The organism is Demequina lignilytica, from assembly GCF_030418375.1.
Lineage (GTDB): Bacteria > Actinomycetota > Actinomycetes > Actinomycetales > Demequinaceae > Demequina > Demequina lignilytica.
In genome coordinates this window covers 186946-205924 of record NZ_JAUHPZ010000004.1, presented here as the reverse complement: position 1 = coordinate 205924, position 18979 = coordinate 186946, and the positions used below count along the sequence as shown (strand labels likewise).

19 protein-coding genes are annotated in these 18979 nt (G+C 69.6%); 8 read left to right on the top strand and 11 right to left on the bottom strand.

Annotation, left to right across the window (positions count from 1 at the left end; all coding sequences use genetic code 11):
• Positions 1–110: 110 nt before the first annotated feature.
• From QQX13_RS08680 to dnaA, 6 genes are all read right to left on the bottom strand, one after another.
• Positions 111–626 carry a DUF4352 domain-containing protein gene (locus QQX13_RS08680; protein ID WP_301119047.1) on the bottom strand — a complete coding sequence of 172 codons (516 nt, stop codon included), beginning with the start codon at positions 624–626 and terminating at the stop codon, positions 111–113.
• Positions 627–809: 183 nt separating this feature from the next.
• Positions 810–1679, bottom strand: a complete 870-nt coding sequence (locus QQX13_RS08675; protein ID WP_301119048.1) for a DUF4190 domain-containing protein — start codon at positions 1677–1679, stop codon at positions 810–812.
• 244 nt (positions 1680–1923) lie between these two features.
• A complete protein-coding gene (locus tag QQX13_RS08670; RefSeq protein WP_301119049.1) occupies positions 1924–2472 on the bottom strand; it encodes a DciA family protein in 549 nt (182 codons plus the stop codon).
• A complete protein-coding gene (recF, locus tag QQX13_RS08665) occupies positions 2469–3620 on the bottom strand; it encodes a DNA replication/repair protein RecF (RefSeq protein ID WP_301119050.1) in 1152 nt (383 codons plus the stop codon). The genes QQX13_RS08670 and recF overlap by 4 nt, the downstream gene beginning before the upstream one ends.
• The gene (gene dnaN / locus QQX13_RS08660; RefSeq protein ID WP_301119051.1) at positions 3620–4747 is read right to left on the bottom strand and encodes a DNA polymerase III subunit beta; all 1128 of its coding nucleotides are present in this window, start codon (positions 4745–4747) and stop codon (positions 3620–3622) included. The genes recF and dnaN overlap by 1 nt, the downstream gene beginning before the upstream one ends.
• A 418-nt stretch (positions 4748–5165) precedes the next feature.
• Complete coding sequence (dnaA, locus tag QQX13_RS08655; RefSeq protein WP_436968572.1) at positions 5166–6551, bottom strand: chromosomal replication initiator protein DnaA; 1386 nt, start codon at positions 6549–6551, stop codon at positions 5166–5168.
• Between the two features lie 243 nt (positions 6552–6794).
• On the opposite strand from dnaA, the gene rpmH reads away from it, so the two are divergent.
• The 8 genes from rpmH (at position 6795) to QQX13_RS08615 (ending at position 11966) form a co-directional block, all read left to right on the top strand.
• The gene (gene rpmH / locus QQX13_RS08650) at positions 6795–6932 is read left to right on the top strand and encodes a 50S ribosomal protein L34 (RefSeq protein WP_301119052.1); all 138 of its coding nucleotides are present in this window, start codon (positions 6795–6797) and stop codon (positions 6930–6932) included.
• Positions 6933–6935: 3 nt separating this feature from the next.
• Entirely contained in the window at positions 6936–7280 is a 345-nt protein-coding gene (gene rnpA / locus QQX13_RS08645) for a ribonuclease P protein component (RefSeq protein ID WP_301119053.1), read from the top strand.
• A complete protein-coding gene (yidD, locus tag QQX13_RS08640; RefSeq protein WP_301119054.1) occupies positions 7277–7573 on the top strand; it encodes a membrane protein insertion efficiency factor YidD in 297 nt (98 codons plus the stop codon). The genes rnpA and yidD overlap by 4 nt, the downstream gene beginning before the upstream one ends.
• A 14-nt stretch (positions 7574–7587) precedes the next feature.
• Positions 7588–8631, top strand: coding sequence for a membrane protein insertase YidC (gene yidC / locus QQX13_RS08635; protein WP_301119055.1), 1044 nt, complete (start codon positions 7588–7590; stop codon positions 8629–8631).
• The gene (locus QQX13_RS08630; RefSeq protein WP_301119056.1) at positions 8628–9107 is read left to right on the top strand and encodes a Jag family protein; all 480 of its coding nucleotides are present in this window, start codon (positions 8628–8630) and stop codon (positions 9105–9107) included. The genes yidC and QQX13_RS08630 overlap by 4 nt, the downstream gene beginning before the upstream one ends.
• A 19-nt stretch (positions 9108–9126) precedes the next feature.
• Positions 9127–9774, top strand: coding sequence for a 16S rRNA (guanine(527)-N(7))-methyltransferase RsmG (rsmG, locus tag QQX13_RS08625; RefSeq protein ID WP_301119057.1), 648 nt, complete (start codon positions 9127–9129; stop codon positions 9772–9774).
• Positions 9775–10122: 348 nt separating this feature from the next.
• The gene (locus QQX13_RS08620; RefSeq protein ID WP_301119058.1) at positions 10123–10983 is read left to right on the top strand and encodes a ParA family protein; all 861 of its coding nucleotides are present in this window, start codon (positions 10123–10125) and stop codon (positions 10981–10983) included.
• Positions 10980–11966 carry a ParB/RepB/Spo0J family partition protein gene (locus tag QQX13_RS08615; protein ID WP_301119059.1) on the top strand — a complete coding sequence of 329 codons (987 nt, stop codon included), beginning with the start codon at positions 10980–10982 and terminating at the stop codon, positions 11964–11966. Before QQX13_RS08620 ends, QQX13_RS08615 begins: the two co-directional genes overlap by 4 nt.
• A gap of 39 nt (positions 11967–12005) precedes the next feature.
• Here QQX13_RS08615 and QQX13_RS08610 read toward each other — a convergent pair whose 3' ends face one another.
• The 5 genes from QQX13_RS08610 to murJ all read right to left on the bottom strand — a co-directional run bounded on the left by QQX13_RS08610 (position 12006) and on the right by murJ (position 18979).
• Positions 12006–12956 (bottom strand): D-alanine--D-alanine ligase family protein, encoded by a 951-nt coding sequence (locus tag QQX13_RS08610; RefSeq protein ID WP_301119060.1) that lies wholly within the window; start codon positions 12954–12956, stop codon positions 12006–12008.
• Positions 12957–12980: 24 nt separating this feature from the next.
• On the bottom strand, positions 12981–14291 hold the full coding sequence (locus QQX13_RS08605) for an aminotransferase-like domain-containing protein (protein ID WP_301119061.1): 1311 nt from the start codon (positions 14289–14291) through the stop codon (positions 12981–12983).
• A 91-nt stretch (positions 14292–14382) separates the two neighbouring features.
• The gene (gene trxB / locus QQX13_RS08595; protein ID WP_436968571.1) at positions 14383–15702 is read right to left on the bottom strand and encodes a thioredoxin-disulfide reductase; all 1320 of its coding nucleotides are present in this window, start codon (positions 15700–15702) and stop codon (positions 14383–14385) included.
• A gap of 130 nt (positions 15703–15832) precedes the next feature.
• On the bottom strand, positions 15833–17239 hold the full coding sequence (locus QQX13_RS08590) for a protein kinase family protein (protein WP_301119062.1): 1407 nt from the start codon (positions 17237–17239) through the stop codon (positions 15833–15835).
• Positions 17240–17272: 33 nt separating this feature from the next.
• Positions 17273–18979, bottom strand: a complete 1707-nt coding sequence (murJ, locus tag QQX13_RS08585; protein WP_301119063.1) for a murein biosynthesis integral membrane protein MurJ — start codon at positions 18977–18979, stop codon at positions 17273–17275.

Here is an 18979-nt window from a genome sequence, read left to right as displayed (position 1 = left end):
GGCTCTGAGGGCCGATTCGCGGCGTTGCACAGGCATTTCTGCCCGCAGGGGACCACCCAGGCGCAAACGCTCTCAGCGAAGGCGCCGAGGAGCGGGCTCCCGCGACGCTCTCAGAGCGCGGTGAAGGCGAGCTCGGCGCCGTCGCCGGTCGACAGCTCGACCACCCAGGCGCCGGCCCCGCGTGCGTCGTCGGGGATGGCGAACAGCACGTTGCCTGTCGCGGTCTCGCCCGGCGCCAGCTCCGCGATCTCGTCGAGGTCGGCCGGGACCACCTGCCGCTCCGGGCTGAACGTGCGGCCGTCCTCGGCGCGGTAGGTCACGGACACGACCGCCCGCGGCACCACCGCGTCCCCGTCCCCGTTGCTCACGGTCACGGGCACCATCACGTAGCTCGTGCCGGCCGGCGCGGCCGAGTTGAACATGTTCTCCTGCGCGACCGCGTCGTCCGCCGCCCAGTCGGCCTGCCCCACCTCCACGGCGACGCCCGGCGCACCGCCGGCGAGGCTCAGCATCGCGGCGCCGATCCCGGTCGCGATCTGCCGGCGTCGGCGTCCGCCGTCGGGGGACGATGCGGTGGCCGGCTCGTTCCACGAGAGTCCGGCGACAAGGGTGTGCAGCTCGCTCATGGCGCTCTCCTCTCGACGCGTCGGTGCGCTGGTGAGACAACGATCGGGCACTGGGAGCGTTCCCGACGGCGATCGTGCACGATCTGTCGATCTGAGCTGACGAGCTGTCGCAACGCGACGGAGCCGTGACACCCTGAGGGATGTCACGGCTCCGTTGAGTGGACTCGCGCGCGGTCGGCTCGACTAGAGCCCCGTCACCAGGTAGACGGCGTCCGAACCGAAGAACGTCTCGACCGTCACAATCTCCGGCACCACGCCGGCGGGAAGCCCGACTGTGGTGTACCAGTTCATAGTCGTGCCGGCGGTCGCCTCGAGGTCCACGGTGGAGCGAAAGTCCGCACCGAGGAAGTCCGTGTCGGCGAAATCGTAGGTGTCGTCCACCGCTGCACCATCAGCCATCAGTCCGATCATGGGGAACGTCGCCCAGTTCGAGGTGGGGCCGTCCGAGATCGCGGTCGGGGTGGCCGTTCCGCTGATCACGGCGACCTTCTGGCCGTCGTCACCGGTGATCGCGTCGACGATGTCGATGCTGTCGAACGTGATCTCCCAGGAGTCCTCACCCTGCGCGACAGTCCACACGGTCGCGTCACCGAGCACGCCAGGGTTGTCCCAAGTGCCCACCGCGTCTGCAGCGGGCTCCTCGTCCACGTTCGACGTCGCCTCATCACCAGACGCGTCGTCCGTCTCACTGTCGACCACCCCGATGGTGCTCTGGTCGTCGAGCTCGTCCAGAGCATCATCAACGGCTGCGACGGTCGCAGCGTTCACGACGATCGCGATCACGATCGAAAGCGCCGAGAGGCTCGTGCCAACGATCGCCATGACCTTGCCAGCAGCCTTTCCCTTCACCGCCTGCACTATCGCGATGACGCCCAGGACCACGCCAACGAGCGCGATGACGATCGAGCCGATGTTCAGGATCGGGATCCATGCGCCGACGATGGCGACGATGCCGAGCACAAGCGCGGCAACCGCCAGCCCCTTCTTGGGCGGCAAGGTGGCTCCAGGTGCGGCGGGCGCGGGCGCGGTAGGTACGGGTGTCTGCTCTGACATGGTCTGCTCCTCAGCTGCCGCGCCCTCAGGAGCGACGTTTGTTCGTGTGATGCGCACGGAGGTAGGCGTGCGACAACGAACGGCGCGGATGCAGGCCCCCCATGCATTCCCCGTTGGCCCCGACACTTGGTCGCGATGCCTCAGGAGTCTTCTCGAGCCTATCGACGTCAGGTGGATAGAGGCGCCTCCGCCAACGTGCGATTCGTCACATCACCCCTGTTATATGGTCGTTATTGGCGAATCGTCACCCGTAGGTGTCGCGGGGTCCGCGCCCCTTCACCGACCGCGGGCCCTTGGTCCACGACCGCGCGGTCGGACCCAGCACCCGCAGCTCCGTCACGATCTCGCGGCCGAACTCCTCATTGATGCGGTGGCGGATCTGCCCGTTCATCAGCTGGAGCTGGGTCGCCCACGCCGTGGAGCTCGCCTTCACGGTGAGCACGCCGTCGTCGAAGCCGAGCGGCTCGCAGTGATCGGCGATGCGGTCGCCGATCACCTCGCGCCACCGGGCCGTCACGGAGGTCACCTCGATCTGCTCCGTCCAGCCCATGCGTCGCAGCAGGGACTCGACCGCGCCGCTCATCGGCTGGGGATCGCGGCCCGAGCCGTAGGGCTCCGTCGCCTCGCGCTTGGCGTGCTTGTCGCGTCGGGCCCGTCCCGCGCCCCGACGGGTCGCACCGCGCGCCCGGGCGGAGGCTCGGGCCCGCTCCATGGCGTCGCGCGCGAGCGTGGACGGGTCGGACGATGCGTCGGGTGCCTCGGGCGGATCGGCGTCGGGCTGGTCGTCGGTCATGCGTCGGCCCCGTCGAGGTGAGCGGGCTCCTCGCCCACGTGTCCCTTGGTCACCGGGATCACCGCGCCGGCGAGCGCCGCCGGCACGTCGTCGGCGACGGCCGCCGTGATGAGCACCTGGCTCGCCCGCTCGAGACGGGACGCGAGCGCGGAGCGCCGCGTCGAGTCGAGCTCGGCGAACACGTCGTCGAGGATCAGCACGGGCTCGCCGTCGTCCTCGGAGTCGGGACCCGTCTCCGACGTGAGCAGGTCGTACGTGCCGATGCGCAGGGCGAGCGCGCACGACCACGACTCGCCGTGGCTCGCATAGCCCTTCGCGGGCATCTCGCCCAGGCGGATCTCCAGGTCGTCGCGATGGGGACCCGCCAGGTTCACGCCGCGCTCGAGCTCCTTGGGACGCAGCTCTCTCAGCTGGTCGAGCAGCGCGCCGGCGAGCGCCGCGGAGTCGGGCTCGAGATCCGTGCCCAGGGACGTCGCGTAGGAGATGCGGCAGTCACCGCCGTCAGGGGCCACGTCGAGGTAAGCCGCCCACACGTGCGGCGCGAGCGCGGCGACCGCCCGGAGGCGCGCGGCGACGATCCGACCTCCGAGGTCGGCGAGCTTCTCGTCCCAGATGTCGAGCATGGTGAGATCGCCGCGCGCGTTCCTCGAGGTCTTCAGCATCGACCCGCGCTGACGCAGCACCCGGTCGTAGTCGGCGAGGTCGCCCGCAAGCGTGGGCTGCATTGCGACGCAGAGCTCGTCCATGAACTGGCGTCGGCCTCCGGGATCGCCCTTGACCAGGGAGAGATCCTCGGGAGCGAACAGCACGGTCCTCAGGATGCCGATGAGCTCGCGTGGCCTGACCTGCGCGCGTCCCAGCCGGGCCTGGTTCGCCCTGCCGCCCACGAGCGTGACCTCGAGCGCGAGGGAGCGCCCCGACTTCTCGACCTTGGCGCGCACCACCGCGCGCTCGGCGCCGAACCGGATCAGGGGTGCGTCCGACGCGACCCGGTGCGAGCCGAGCACCGACAGGTACCGGAGCGCCTCCACCAGGTTGGTCTTGCCCTGGCCGTTGCGACCGACGAACGTGGTGACGCCCGCGCCCAGCTCGACCTCGGCCTCGGCGTAGGAGCGGAAGTCGGCGAGCTGGAGGTGGGTGACGCGCACTACGAGGCGATACGGATGGGCACCAGCAGGTAGCGGAACTCGGCCGCCACGTCGCCGCCCGGCTCCGAGAGCCCGACGAACTCGACCGGCTTGGTCTCCTGCGTGAAGCCCAGCTGCACGTACTCGCTGCCGAGAGCGCTCAGCCCGTCGAGCAGGTACTGCGGGTTGAAGGCGACGGTGATGGGGTCGCCGTCGAGGGTGGCGGTGAGCGCCTCCGACGCCTGGGCGTCGTCGCTCTGACCCGCGTCCAGCGTCACCTCGCCCTCGGCGAAGGCGAGGCGGACCGACGAGTTGCGCTCGGCCACCAGGGCGACGCGACGCGTCGCCTCGATGAGCTCGGAGGTCTTGACCACGGCCTTGATGGGGCTCGAGTCCGGGAACAGGCGCCGCACCGCGGGGTAGTCGCCGTCCATCAGCAGGGAGGTGGTGACCAGGCCGCCGGCCTCGAACCCGATGAGGTCCATGCCCTGGCCGGAGCTCAGCGCGACGGTCACGTCGCCGGCGCCGAGCGCCTTCGCGGTGTCGGCCAGGGTCTTCGCACGGACGAGCGCGACGGTGCTGATGTCGGACTTCGACGGCTTCCACTCGAGCTCGCGGAGGGCGAGACGGTAGCGGTCGGTCGCGAGCAGCGAGATGTGCGAGCCCTCGATCTCGACGCGGACGCCCGTGAGGATCGGCAGCGTCTCATCGCGCGACGCCGCCGCGGTCACCTGGGCGACGGCCTGCTGGAGCGCGGTGCCGTCGATGGTGCCGGAGTGCTCGGGGAGCTCGGGGAGCGTGGGGTACTGGTCCACCGGCATGGTCGCGAGCGTGAAGCGCGAGGCGCCGCAGGTCACGGACACCTTGGTGCCCTCGAGCGACAGCTCGACCGGCTTGTGCGGAAGCGCGTTGGAGATCTCGCGCAGGAGGCGCCCCGAGACGAGCACCTCGCCGGCCGTCTCGACGGACGCGGGGAACTCTCCGCGGGCGGAGACCTCGTAGTCGAAGCTCGCAAGCCGCACCAGCCCGTCCTCCGTCGCGGTGATGTGCACGCCGGCCAGCACGGGGACGGGCGGGCGCGCCGGAACGGCGCGCGAGATCCACGCGACGGCGTCAGCCAGGACGTCGCGCTCGACGGAAAACTTCATGGGTCTCTCCTCGGGTCTGAGCACAGACTATGCCACGCCTCCGACGCTGAGTGGAGGCGGGCCGGGCCGGCCGGGAGCGGCGCAGATGAAGGTCCATGGGGAAAACAGGTAGAGAGAAGATGAGTAGTCGTTGTAGGCATCGTGGAATCTGTGGAATTCCATCGTCTGCGCTGGAAATGACAAGAATCGGGATGTGCGCGACCTGCGGATGAGACCGGTGGATGGACCCGGGTGGCCGGTGGAGGCGCGGATCACGACCACAGGATTCCTGTCATTCTTCACAACGCCTCCCAAGGGCGCTCAGCACGTCATCCACGGGCGTCCACAGACTTATCCACAATTGTGAGAAGCACGACTCAGTCGGAATCCGACACCGGGACGCCGGGGGAGCACCCGTTCCGGGCGCTCGAGGGGGCTGTCAGGCCCGCGACTGCTTGATGCGCGCGTGGATCTCGTTGACCTGGTTGTACATCTGGCGCCGCTGCGCGATCTGGTCCTCGACCTTCTTGACCGCATACATGACGGTGGTGTGGTCCTTGCCGCCGAAGTGCTCGCCGATCTTGGGCAGCGACAGGTCGGTCAGCTGCCGGCACAGGTACATGGCGATCTGTCGCGCCGTGACGTAGACGCGCGAGCGCGACGTCCCCGTCAGCTCCTCCAGCGTGATCCCGAAGTACTCGGCGGTCTTGCCGATGATCATCGACGCGGTGATCTCCGAGTCGTCGTCGGAGATGAGGTCCTTGAGGACCACCTGGGCCAGGCTGAGGTCGACCGGCTGCCGGTTCAGCGCGGCGAACGCCGTGACCCGGATGAGCGCGCCCTCGAGCTCGCGGATGTTGCTGGTGATGTTGGACGCGATGTACTCCAGGACGTCCGACGGCGCCTGCACCGCGTCCGCGGCCGCCTTCTTCCTCAGGATCGCGATGCGGGTCTCGAGGTCGGGCGGCTGGACGTCCGTCATGAGGCCCCACTCGAACCGGGTGCGCATGCGCTCCTCGATGCCGTCCAGGTTGCGGGGGCTGACGTCGGACGTGATGACGACGTGCTTGCCGGCGTTGTGCAGCGCGTTGAACGTGTGGAAGAACTCCTCGAGCGTCTGCTCCTTGCCCTGCAGGAACTGGATGTCGTCGATCAGCAGCACGTCGACCTCGCGGTACTGGCGCTTGAAGCTGAGCGAGCGGTCGTCACGGATCGAGTTGATGAAGTCGTTGGTGAACTCCTCCGAGTTCACGTACCTCACTCGGGTCTGGGGCTTGAGGTGCCTCGTGTAGTGGCCGATCGCGTGGAGCAGATGGGTCTTGCCCAGGCCCGAGCCGCCGTAGATGAACAGCGGGTTGTAGGTCTTGCCCGGCGACTCGGCCACGGCGAGCGCGGCCGCGTGGGCGAAGCGGTTGGACGAGCCGATGACGAAGGTGTCGAACGTGTAGCGCGGGTTGAGGTGCGGGTCCTCGATGACGGTCGAGGGCACGGGCTCCGGCCGTCGCATCTGGGGCGGCGGCGCATCGTCCGTCTCGGGAGAGGACGATGCGGATGGACGCACGGAGGCGTCGACGGTGACCGCGATCCGGATGTCCCGGCCGATGACCTCGCTCAGCGCCTCCGTCACGGGTCCGCGGAGCGTGGTCTCGACGTAGTTCTTGGTGTAGTCCTCCGCGACGGCCAGGAAGACGTTGTCCTCCACCACCGCGAGGGGCTTGACCAGGCGCAGGAAGCTCATCCCCTGCTGGCCGACCGTACGGTCCTCGGCGACGGCGTCGACCGCGCGCCTCCAGATCCCGTCGATCGACTCCGACGCAGGCTCCACCGCCACTCGCCTTCACCCCCAGGCAGACTCTCCACAGACTTCTTCACAACCGGTGCATGGCTCGTCATGTGCTCGTTACCCGACTATGGGCGTGTCGTTCACATGATGCCGACCCGTGATGGTGGAGCCTATCCTGTTCGGGTAGGACGCCCAAGGTCAGACCTGTGATTTGACCACCTGGGTTCCAGCGCGTAACGTTAGTGCGCTGATTTGACCATCCCCTGAAACGTCGTGGAGTTACCCGTGAGCAAGCGGACTTTCCAGCCGAACAACCGCAAGCGTGCCAAGACGCACGGCTTCCGTCTGCGTATGCGGACCCGTGCCGGCCGCTCGATCCTGGCTGCCCGCCGCCGCAAGGGCCGCGGCGCCCTGTCGGCCTAAGGCTTGCTGCCCGCCCGATCCCGGTTGCGCGCATCCGCGGACTTCCAGTCCGCCATGCGCCGCGGGACGCGGGCAGGCCGCCGCACCCTCGTGGTGCACATCGCGCTGACCGGCGATGCGGAACGCATGGCCGGTTTCGCTGTATCTAAGGCCGTAGGAGGTGCCGTGGTTCGCAACCGTGTGAAGCGGCGCCTTCGCGCGCTCATGGCGGACCGCATCGACCACCTGCCTGCGGGCTCCCGCGTCGTGGTGCGGGCCCTGCCGGACGCCGCGGACGCCGAGTTCTCGACGCTGGCGCGCGAGCTCGACGATGCGCTGGGCTCCGCGGTGCGCAAGGCGTCGCGATGAACGTGGCGCAGCGTGCGATCAGCGGCCTCATCCGCGTCTACCAGCTGACCGTCTCGCCGCTCACGGGCCCGACGTGCAAGTTCCACCCCACCTGCTCGCACTACGGCATGGAGGCCGTACGCGTGCACGGTGCCGTCCTCGGCTCGCTGATGGCGGGCTGGCGTGTGCTGCGCTGCAACCCCTGGAGCCACGGTGGCGTCGACGATGTCCCGGCTCGCGGCGAGCGCCTATTTCGCCTCACGAGGAATAATGCCGCGATGGCGGCCGACCAGACCTCCGCTCACCCGATTTAAGGATCCGCGTCTTCATGATCGACACCATCCTGTACCCGCTCGAGTGGGTCGTCGCCAACGTCATGGTGATCTGGCACAAGTTCTTCTCGCTGGTGGGTCTCGACCCGGATGCGGGCATCACCTGGGCCCTCGCCATCGTCGGCCTCGTGGTCACCATCCGCGCGGCTCTGATCCCGCTGTTCGTCAAGCAGATCAAGGCGTCCCGCGCGATGCAGATGATCGCGCCCGACCTGCGCAAGATCCAGGACAAGTACAAGGGCAAGAAGGATCAGGCGTCTCGCGAGGCCATGAGCCGCGAGACCATGGAGCTCTACTCCAAGCACAAGACGAACCCCTTCTCGTCGTGCCTCCCGATGCTGGTCCAGGCGCCGATCTTCTTCGCCCTCTTCCGCGTGCTCAACGGGCTCGAGGGGTCCGGCAGCATCAGCGCGGCGTCGGGTGAGATCGGCCTGCTGGACGATGCGCTCCGGGAGTCGGCTCAGCAGGCGACGCTGTTCGGTGCGTCGCTGTCCGACACGTTCTTCCGCTCCGAGGGCGCCTCGGCGAAGATCCTCTCCGTGGTGCTGATCGTCGCCATGGTGGCGACCACCTTCACCACGCAGCGTCAGCTGACGATGAAGAACATGCCGGCGAGCGCGCTCGAGGGCCCGATGGCCCAGCAGCAGAAGATCCTCATGTACGCGCTGCCGTTCATCTTCGTCATCACCGGACCCAACTTCCCGATCGGTGTCCTCATCTACTGGACCACCACGAACCTCTGGACCATGGGCCAGCAGTTCTACGTCATCCGGAACAACCCGACGCCGGGCTCCGAGGCCGCCAAGCAGCTCGAGGCCCGCAAGGAGGCGAAGCGCCGGAAGAAGGCGATCGGACGCGGCGAGGACCCGGATGTCGTGGTCATCGACCAGGACGCCCTGCCGGAGATCGAGGAGAAGAAGTCGGGGCAGCGTCAGCAGCCCAAGCGCAAGAATCGGGGTGGCAGCAAGCCCACCGTGGTGGAGCACGGCGCCACCCCCGCGGACGATCCCGACGACTCTGAGGACAAGGACAAGTCATGAGCGACAACATCAAGAAGCTCGAGGCCGAGGGCGACGTCGCCGCGGACTTCCTCGAGGAGCTGCTGGATATCCTGGACATGGACGGCGACATCGACATCTCGGTCGAGGCGGGTCGCGCGAAGGTCGCGGTCGTGTCGGAAGGGCCGAGCCAGGACCTGAAGAGGCTCGTGGGTCCCGAGGGCGAGGTGCTCGAGGCGCTCCAGGACCTCACGCGTCTGGCGGTGCAGGCCGACACCGGCGAGGTCAGCCGTCTCATGCTCGACATCGCGGACTTCCGCGCGGGTCGCCGTGAGCGTCTCGCAGAGCTCGCTCGCGAGGCGATCGCTCAGGTGCGCGAGAGCGGCGACCGCGTGGCCCTGTCGCCGATGAACGCCTTCGAGCGCAAGGTCGTGCACGACGTGGTCCTCGAGGCCGGGCTCCAGTCGGAGTCGGAGGGTGAGGACCCGCAGCGTCACGTCGTCGTGCTCCCCGCCTGACGTTTCACGTGAAACAGCGATGACCGAGCAGCAGGCGACCCTCGCCGATGACCCGCTCCACGGGTCATCGGCGGTGCGCGAGTTCCTCGGTGACACCTATCCCCGGGTGCTCGCCTTCGCCGAGCTGCTCGCGGAGCAGGGTCCGGAGAAGGGGCTCATCGGACCCCGGGAGCCGGCGCGGCTCTGGGAACGGCACATCCTCAACTCCGCCGCGGTGATGCCCTTCCTGCCCGATGGGGTGGTCGCCGACGTGGGTTCCGGTGCGGGCTTGCCGGGCATGGTCCTGGCTGCGATGGACCCCTCGCGGGACTACGTCCTCATCGAACCCATGGAACGTCGGGTGCAGTGGTTGTTCGAGTCCTCGCGGCACTGCGGGATCGACAACGTGCGCATCCTGCGGGGCAGGGCGGAGGAGGTCGCGGAGTCGGTCGAGGCCGACGCCATCACCGCGCGTGCGGTGGCGGCCGTCGACAAGCTGGTGAAGTGGTGCAGCCCGCTGCTGTCGCCCACGGGTTCGATGGTGCTCCTCAAGGGTCGCAGCGCCCAGGACGAGATCGACCGTGCGAAGTACACGCTGCGCAAGCATCGGCTCGTGGGGGAGGTCCACGAGGCGGGAACCATCGAGGGCGTGGAGCCGACCACCGTCGTGACCCTCACACGCGTCTGAGCTTCTCCCCAACGCTCTCCACAGCGCTCCGTGCGTGAAATCGCGCCGGAGGTCGACGTTGTCCACAGGAGCGCGGTGTCCGGATGGCCCACGCCGATGCGGGCTGAGGTAGAGTCGTGGACCTGCGTGGGCGCCTCCGGACGCGGTGGCGCGCGGGCCGTTTCACGTGAAACAACGCGATGCCCCCGAGGGCGCGCGTTCGACTGGGAAGGGACGTGAGTGGAACTCCACGAACAAGATTCGAGTCAGGGGCAGACACCGCTCGATGCACCCGGATACGGTGTTTCACGTGAAACAGGAGACGCTTTCGCCAACCTCGAGCTCGAGGGCAGCCCGCTGGCCGCGCAGATGATCGCGACGGAGCGCCAGCGCCAGGAGCTGGAGGCGAGCCCCTTCCCCCGTCCCCGTCAGACCCGGGTCTTCGCCGTGTCCAACCAGAAGGGCGGCGTGGGCAAGACCACCACGTCCGTCAACGTCGCCGCCGCCCTGGCGAAGCGCGGCGCGAACGTGCTCGTCATCGACACCGACCCCCAGGGCAATGCGTCGACCGCGCTCGGGGTCGAGCACCGTTCGGGCACGCCGTCGATCTATGACGTGCTGCTCGACGAGGTGCCGCTGCACTCCGTCGCGCAGAAGTGTCCTGACCTCGACTCACTGTGGTGCGTCCCCGCCACCATCGACCTGGCCGGCGCGGACATCGAGCTCGTCTCGGTGGTCCGACGTGAGTTCCGTCTCCATGACGCCCTCAGGGAGCTGCTCGATGGCCCCGGCAAGGGCCTCGACTACATCTTCATCGACTGCCCGCCCAGCCTCGGTCTCCTGACGCTGAACGCCATGGTGGTCGCCACCGAGGTGCTCATCCCGATCCAGTGCGAGTACTACGCGCTGGAGGGGCTGACGCAGCTCATGAAGACCGTCGAGATGGTCAAGAAGCACCTCAATCCGGTTCTGGACGTGTCGACGATCGTGCTGACCATGTACGACGGCCGCACGAACCTGGCTCGCGAGGTCGCCGACGAGGTCCGGAGCCACTTCCCGACGCAGACCCTGGAGCAGACCGTGCCCCGATCCGTGAGGGTCTCGGAGGCACCCGGGTTCGGTCAGACCGTCATCACCCACGATCCCCACTCGTCAGGCGCCGTCGCCTACATGGCGATCGCACGAGACATCGCGGTGCGCGGCGCCGCGGGAGCGGAGAGCACCCAGTGAGCAAGCCCAAGCGCGGCCTCGGACGTGGCCTCGGTGCCCTGATCCCCACAGAGCCGAGCGAGGGTGCCGCCGAGCGTCCTCACGACATGTTCTTCTCCGACACCACCACGCAGGCGCTGCCCACCATCACGGAGATCAGCGAGGACGGCGAGCTGGTCCCCGTTCCTGGCGCCCGCTTCGCGCACATCGATCCGCACGCGGTGGTGCCGAACCCCCGCCAGCCGCGCACGGTGTTCGACGAGGACGCCCTGGCCGAGCTGGTCGGATCGATCAAGGAGATCGGCGTCCTCCAGCCGATCGTGGTCCGACCGAACCCCGCGGGGGAGGGCTACGAGCTCATCATGGGCGAGCGTCGCCTGCGCGCGTCCAAGGAGGCCGGCCTCGCCGAGATCCCCGCGATCGTGCGCGACACGGAAGACACGGACCTGCTGCGCGACGCGCTGGTCGAGAATCTCCACCGCAGCCAGCTCAACCCGCTCGAGGAGGCCGCCGCCTACCAGCAGCTGCTCGACGACTTCGGGATCACCCACGAGGAGCTGGCGACCCGGATCTCCCGCTCGCGCCCCCAGATCTCGAACACGCTCCGTCTTCTCCGCCTTCCGGCACCCGTCCAGCGTCGCGTCGCGGCGGGGGTCCTCAGCGCCGGCCACGCGCGTGCGCTGCTCGGTCTGGATTCGCCGGAGGCCATGGAGCATCTCGCCACCAGGATCGTCGCCGAGGGCCTGTCGGTGCGCGCGACGGAGGAGGCGGTCGCGCTCGGCGTGGACGCCCCGAAGCAGCGTCGGGCGGCGGTCCGCCAGGGGGGCAGGACGGAGGCGCTCGACCAGCTCGGGACCCGCCTGGGCGACCGCTTCGACACACGGGTCAAGGTGCGGCTCGGGCGCTCGAAGGGATCGCTGACCATCGAGTTCGGCTCGGTCGAGGACCTCAACCGCATCGTGTCGATGATCGATCCCGCCGACCCGGGCGTCCTCAAGGGCTAGCGGGCAGCGACCTTAACCATCATCTACCAGGGGTGATAGTCAGGTTGCAGTGACGGGACCCCTCGCGGCGGCGGTCTCCACCAGCTCCCGGTAGACGGTGGGCAGATCCAGGCCCGCCGCCTCGGCCGCCTGGGGCAGCAGCGACGTCTCGGTCATCCCCGGCGCGACGTTGATGTCGATGACCTGAGCGCGGCCCTCGGAGTCGAGGATCATGTCGACCCGCGACACGTCCCGCAGGTCCATGGTCCGATGCACCAGCAGGGCGGTCTCGGAGGCGATCCTGGACTGCTCGTCGGTGAGGCGGGCCGGCGCGAAGTACTCGCAGCGACCGGGGTTGTAGCGGGCGTCGTAGTCGTACTCGCCGTCGACCACCACCTCGACGCCGGGGAGCGCCCGCGCATCGTCCCCCGTCCCCAGCACGCTCATCGCGACCTCGATGCCCTCGACGGCCCGCTCGACCAGCGCCGTGTCGCCATAGGCGAAGCAGTGCACCATCGCGCGCGCCAGGTCCTCGCGCTTGTGCACGACGGAGATGCCCAGCGCCGAGCCGCCGCGCGCCGGCTTGACCACCACGGGGAGCTCGAAGCGGGCGACGATCAGGTCGAGCACGTGCTCGGCCCCCACCTCACGGAACAGGGACTGCGGAAGCGTGACGTAGTCGGGGGTGGAGATGCCGGAGCGCCCCAGCACCGCCTTCGCCACAGCCTTGTTCCAGGCGACACGTGCGGACTTCGAGGTGGTCCCCACGTAGGGGACGCCCACGAGCTCGAGCAGCGCCTGCAACGACCCGTCCTCGCCGGATGCGCCGTGGAGCAGGGGCCACACCACGTCGACGCCGCCGAACCGAAGCGAGGGGATGAGCTCGGTGTCGACGTCCTGGAGCGAGACCCGGTCGAGGGAGCCTCGCAGGGCATCGTGCACCCGGCGCCCCGAGCGGATGGAGACATCGCGCTCATGGGAGAGACCGCCGGCCAGGATCATCGCGTGCATGGGTTCCCCTTCCGTGGGAGCGGGTCAGAAGATGTCGGGTGCGGGGAAGTCGACGGTGCCCTCACGGGCGCCTCCGGGGTTGCCGAAGATGCGGACCGTCTCGAGCTCGGAGTCGACCACGGTCGCGAGCCGGCGTACCCCTTCGCGGATCCTGTCGGGGGTGGGGAAGCAGTAGGACAGGCGCATGTGATCCGTGCCGGAGCCGTCGATGTAGAACGCGCTGCCGGCGACGTAGGCGACCCGCGCGGTCACGGCGCGCGGCAGCATCGACTTCGCGTCCAGGCCCTCGGGCAGCTTCACCCACACGTAGAACCCGCCGTCGGGAACGTTCCAGGACGCCTCGGGGATGTGCTCACCGAGCGAGGAGATCATGGCGTCCCGGCGCTCGCGGTACTGCACCTGGAACTTCTTGATCTGGCCCTGCCAGTCGAAATGCTCCAGGTAGGTCGCGATCGCCATCTGCGAGGCGTTCGACGGCGACAGGATCGCGGCCTCGGACGCGAGCACCAGCTTCTCGCGCACCGCGTGCGGCGCGACCGCCCAGCCCACCCGATAGCCCGGAGCGAAGGTCTTGGAGAATGACCCCAGGTAGATGACGCCTTCGGGGCTCATCGACCGCATCGCGGGAAGGGGATCCCGGTCGAAGCCGAGCAGTCCGTAGGGGTTGTCCTCGAGCACGAGCACCCCGTAGGAGGCGCAGATCTCGAGGATCCGCGGGCGACGCTCGAGCGTCAGGGTCACGCCGCCGGGATTGTGGAAGTTCGGCACCGTGTACAGGAACTTCACCCGCTTGCCCGCGGCCTTCAAGCGCGCGAGCGTCTGCTCGAGCGCCTCGGGGATGAGCCCCTCCGCGTCCATGGGGACGTGGACCACGTCGGCCTCGTGAGCGCGGAACACCCCGAGCGCGCCCACGTACGAGGGAGCCTCGGCGACGATGACGTCACCGGGGTCGATGAAGACGGTCGTCACCAGGTCGAGCGCCTGCTGCGAGCCCGTGGTGACCACCACATCGTCCGGGTGCGCCTGGATGCCCTCGAGCGCCATGACGTCGAGGATCTTCTCCCGCAACGACTCGTCGCCCTGACCGGAGCCGTACTGGAGGGCCACCTCGCCCTGCTCGACGATGATCCTGCGGGTCATCTCGCCGAGCTCCTCGAGCGGGAGCCCCCCGATGAACGGCATGCCGCCTGCCAGCGACACCACCTCGGGCCGGCTGGCGACGGCGAACAGCGCACGGATCTCCGAGGCGCGCATCTGGTGCGCGCGCTGGGCGTAGGACCCGTACCAGGGGTCCAGGCGCGTGCCCTCGCGGGGAGTCGGCGTCGGTTCCGTCATGGCGCAAGTCTCGCATGACGGAAGGGGTCCGGTCGCAAGGCGACCGGACCCCTTCCGTGGCCGCGCGGTCCGCGGCGGGACGATGCGTCGGCTAGGACAGGACCTCGTCGAAGAGCTGGGTGAGGGCCGGCTTCGGACGCGCGCCCACGACGGACTTCACCACCTCGCCGCCCTTGAAGAAGTTCATGGTCGGGATCGAGGTGACGCCGTAGGCCATCGCGAGCTGCGGGTTCTCGTCGGTGTCGACCTTCACGACCTTGAGGCGGCCCTGGTACTCCTCGGCCAGCTCGTCGAGGATCGGCGCGACCGCACGGCACGGGCCGCACCAGGTGGCCCAGAAGTCCACGACGACGGGCACGTCGGAGCCGAGCACCTCGTTCTGGAAGGTGTCGACGGTGGCGGCGACGGGGGTCGAGGGCAGCTCCGCGGCGGCAGCCGGGGCGGGGGCGGACTCCTCGACGACCTCGGCCGGGGCCGCGTCCGCGAGACCGTCCAGGTAGTGCTGGGCGTCGAGGGCGGCGGCGCAGCCCGAGCCCGCGGCGGTGATGGCCTGGCGGTAGCGGGAGTCGACCAGGTCGCCGCACGCGAACACGCCGTCGACGTTGGTCGCGGTGGTCCGACCGATGACCTGGACGTAGTTCGCGTCGTCGGTGTCGATGACGCCCTTGACCAGCTCCGAGCGGGGCTCGTGACCGATCGCGACGAACAGACCCGTCGCGGCCAGCACCGACTCCTCGCCCGTGACGCGGTTGCGGACCTGGACGCCGGACAGCTTGACGTCGCCGTCCAGGCCGATGACCTCGGAGTTCCACACGAACTCGATCTTCGGGTCGGCCTTGGCACGGTCGGCCATGATCTTCGACGCCCGCAGCTCGTCACGACGGTGCACCAGGTACACCTTGGACGCGAACCGCGTCAGGAACGTGGCCTCCTCCACGGCGGAGTCCCCGCCGCCGACCACCACGACCGTCTGGTCACGGAAGAAGAACCCGTCGCAGGTGGCGCACCAGGACACGCCCTTGCCCGACAGGCGCTTCTCGTCCTCCAGGCCCAGCTCCCGGTACGCCGACCCGGTGGCGAGGATGACCGCCTTCGCGGTGAACTCCTTGCCCATCCCCGTGGTGACCTTCTTCACGGGCCCCGTCAGGTCCAGCGCCGTCACGTCGTCGAACAGCACCTCGGCGCCGAAGCGCTCGGCCTGGGCCTGCAGGGTCTCCATCAGCTCCGGACCCTGGATGCCCTCCACGAATCCGGGGAAGTTCTCCACCTCGGTGGTGTTCATCAGCGCACCACCGGCGGTGATCGAGCCCGCCACCACGAGCGGGGCGAACCCCGCACGCGCGGCATAGATGGCAGCCGTGTACCCGGCAGGACCGGATCCGACGATGATGAGGTTGCGGGTGTCGCTCACGTTCGTTCCTTGCGATTGGCTTGTGCGCACCTGTCCGCTCGAGCGCGGACGGGCTGACGTATGAACAGATGGTACGGGGCGTGTGTTCCCGCGGGAGAACCGGCCCTGTCAGGTGGGGATTCGTGCTCGGTCACCCGGCGGATGGGCTGGGGCTCGGGGATGCGGTGCCGACATCCCCGGCGGGGGTGAACGTCGGGTCGATCTCGATGCGGATGCTCGGGTCGAGCGGGGAGTCGAGCAGCGACCAGGCCACCATCACGGCTGCGACGACTCCGATCACGGCGAGCAGCATCACGATCTTGGAGCCGTCCAGGGGGCCACCTGAGTTCGCCCGCTCCTGGGCACGCTCGAGGCTCCGCGCGAGCGACCGGGACTGGGGCCAGCGCGTGGAGAGGCGCTCGAGCACGAGCTCCCACGTCGACTGGTCGCGCGTGACGTTCTGCGCCGCGACCATGATCTCGAGGGTGTCGAAGCCGGCCTCGTACTTGTCCGCCGCCCCGTCCGGTTGGACGTGGGCGCCGGGCGGCAGAGCGTCCTCCACCGGAGGCTCGGGCGCGACCTCCGGCTGCTCGCCGGTCTCGACGCGGTGCTCCTCGATCTGGCGCACCGTCTCCTGAAGCTCGGGGGAGGCGTGCTCGACCGCGACGGCGGCGACGGCGGCGGCCTCGGCGGCCGGCAGGGTGTCCTCGTCGAGCATCTCGCGGGTGGCGGCGAGCCGCTCCTGCCGTGCCGCCTCGGCGGCCGTGGCCGCACGCTCCTCGGACTCGAGCCGCTCGCGCTCCTTCTCGGGCGTCAGGTCGAGCACGGGCCACACGGAGCTGAAGCCGACCAGGGCACGCGAGTCGAAGGGCGACAGCGAGACGATCACCTGGTCCAGCGACCGCGGTCCGTCGCCCGCGAGGATCTGCGCCGCGAGCCGACGCGGCCGCGCGGCGAGCGCGTCGGGCAGGTCCGCCTCCGTCGCGGTGGCGACGTCGACCCCGGTGAGCGCGCGGATGAGGATCTCGCCGAGGACGCGCGCGTCGCCATGCTCGCTCGGGTCGGTGGGCAGGCCCGCGCGGGCCGCTGCGGCGGCCTCGATGCCCACGCCGGCGACGACGACGCGGCCGCGCTCGGTGACCGTGATGCAGCGCGGCCTCAGGATCCCGTGGTGCAGATCCTCCGCGCGGGCGGCGGCGAGGGCGCGGGCGGCGCCGCCGACGACGGCGACGGCGCGGCGGGGATCCAGCACCCGCTCCGCGAGCACGGTGTCGAGCCGCGAGCCCGGCACGTGCTCCGAGGCGATGTACGTCACCGAGGCACCGTCGAGCTCCTCCGCGCCGGTCGCGACCACGCGGGCCAGGCGCGGGTCCCGCAGGCGCGACGCGCGGGTCGCGACGTTGCGGACCGCCGCCGCCTCGGGGGAGTCGATCAGGTCGACGACCGTCGCGCGGTCGAGCCGCTCGTCATGCGCCAGGAACCTCTGGATACCAGGAATGTCGTGATCGAGCTCCTCCCGGAGCACGAAGCGTGCCCCGAGGACCTTCCCTACCAGCACCTGACCTGCACCCCCGGATCCTGACGACTGCGCCTATCGTATCCGGCGCCTCAGACGTCGGGTGAGCGGGGCGACCAACTGCGCGGCGTCCGGCACGCGCAGCAGCCGCAGCAGCGCCAGGTAGACGAGCCCCATGATCGGCACGATCACCACGAGCGCGCCGAACGCGATCAGCAGGCTCCGGCCGATGTCCAGGGGGTCGGGGGCGGGGATGAACCGGAGCAGGGACCAGCCCAGCCAGCCCGTCAGGCCCGCCGCCACCAGCGAGCGCGCCGCCATCCACAGGTAGGTCGGCATGTCCAGGCCGCCGAGCCTGACCCGCACGCCGTTGGCCCGCAGCGCCACCCCGATGACGTTCGACAGGCTCAGCGCGACCGCGACGCCCGCGGTCCACCAGCGGTTCGGGAGCGTGTTGTGGACCAGGAAGATGCCGCCGAGCCACGCGATGGTCACCGGGATCTGGATCAGGAACACCGCCCGCCCGTCCTCGAGCGCGAAGAACACCCGCTTGAAGACGAGCAGGAGCCCGAGGGGGACCGCCCCGAGGGCGAGGCCCATGAGGACCTGGGCGACGGCCCAGACCTCGTCCGCGCTCTGCACCGGCAACGCGATCCTCACGATCGCGGGGGCGAGCCCGATCAGCACGGCCGTCGACCACAGCGAGAAGACCGTGACGATGCGCATGCCGCGCACCGTGGTCTGGCGCAGCGCGACGGTGTCGCCGGCGGCCGCGTGCCTGGCCATGGGCGTCGCGAGCGCGGTGACCAGCGAGACCACTACCAGGGAGTGCGGCAGGAGGTAGAGCATCATCGCGTTGAAGTAGGCGGCGTTGCCCGCGATCGAGGATCCCGGGTCCTCGAGAGGCGCGGCGCCGGCGACGCGCGTCGCGTAGAGCACGCCGACCTGGTCGAGGAGCACGGCGCCAAGCGCCCAACCGGCGACCGAGGTGACCCCGCGGAGCTCTCCCTTGGGCCCGCCCCAGACGGGCGTCCAGCGGTAGCCGCCGCGCCTGAGGGGCCAGATCAGGATCAGCGCCTGCGCGGCGATGCCGAGGGTCGCCGTGCCGGCGAGCAGCGCGATGCGCGCCGGATCCCAGCCGGTGTCGGGGAGCTCGCCGATCGACAGGTCAGGGTCCACCGCGAGCCGGCCGTACCAGGCGAGATACGCCACCAGGCCCGCGATCGAGACGACGTTGTTGAGGACGGGAGCCCACATGTAGGGGCCGAACTGCTCGCGGGCGTTCAGGACCTGGCCGAGGATCGTGTAGAGGCTGTAGAAGAACAGCTGCGGGATGCACCAGAAGGCGAAGGCGACGGCGAGCTCGCGCTGCTCGGCTCCCCACCCATGGGTGTACATCAGCACGAGCACGGGCGCGGCCAGCGTCAGCAGCACCGTCAGCCCGAGCGAGCCGAACACGCCGAGCGTGACGATCCGGTCGACGGTGCGCTTGCCGTCCGGGCGGCGGAACGCGCGCACGATCTGCGGCACGAGCACCGCGTTGAGCACGCCCGCCGCGACCACCGCGTACAGCGCGTTGGGGATCTTGTTCGCGACGTCGTACGCGTCGGCCGCCATCCCGGTGACGCCGATCGCGGCGGCGAGCATCGCGTTGCGGACGAACCCGAGGACCCGGGACACCATGGTCCCCGACGCCATGATCGCCGTGTTCCTCCCGAGCGACCGTCGCCGCGGCTGCGGCGGCTCCTCGTCGCCCGGGGGGACGGGCTCGTTCTCGCTCAT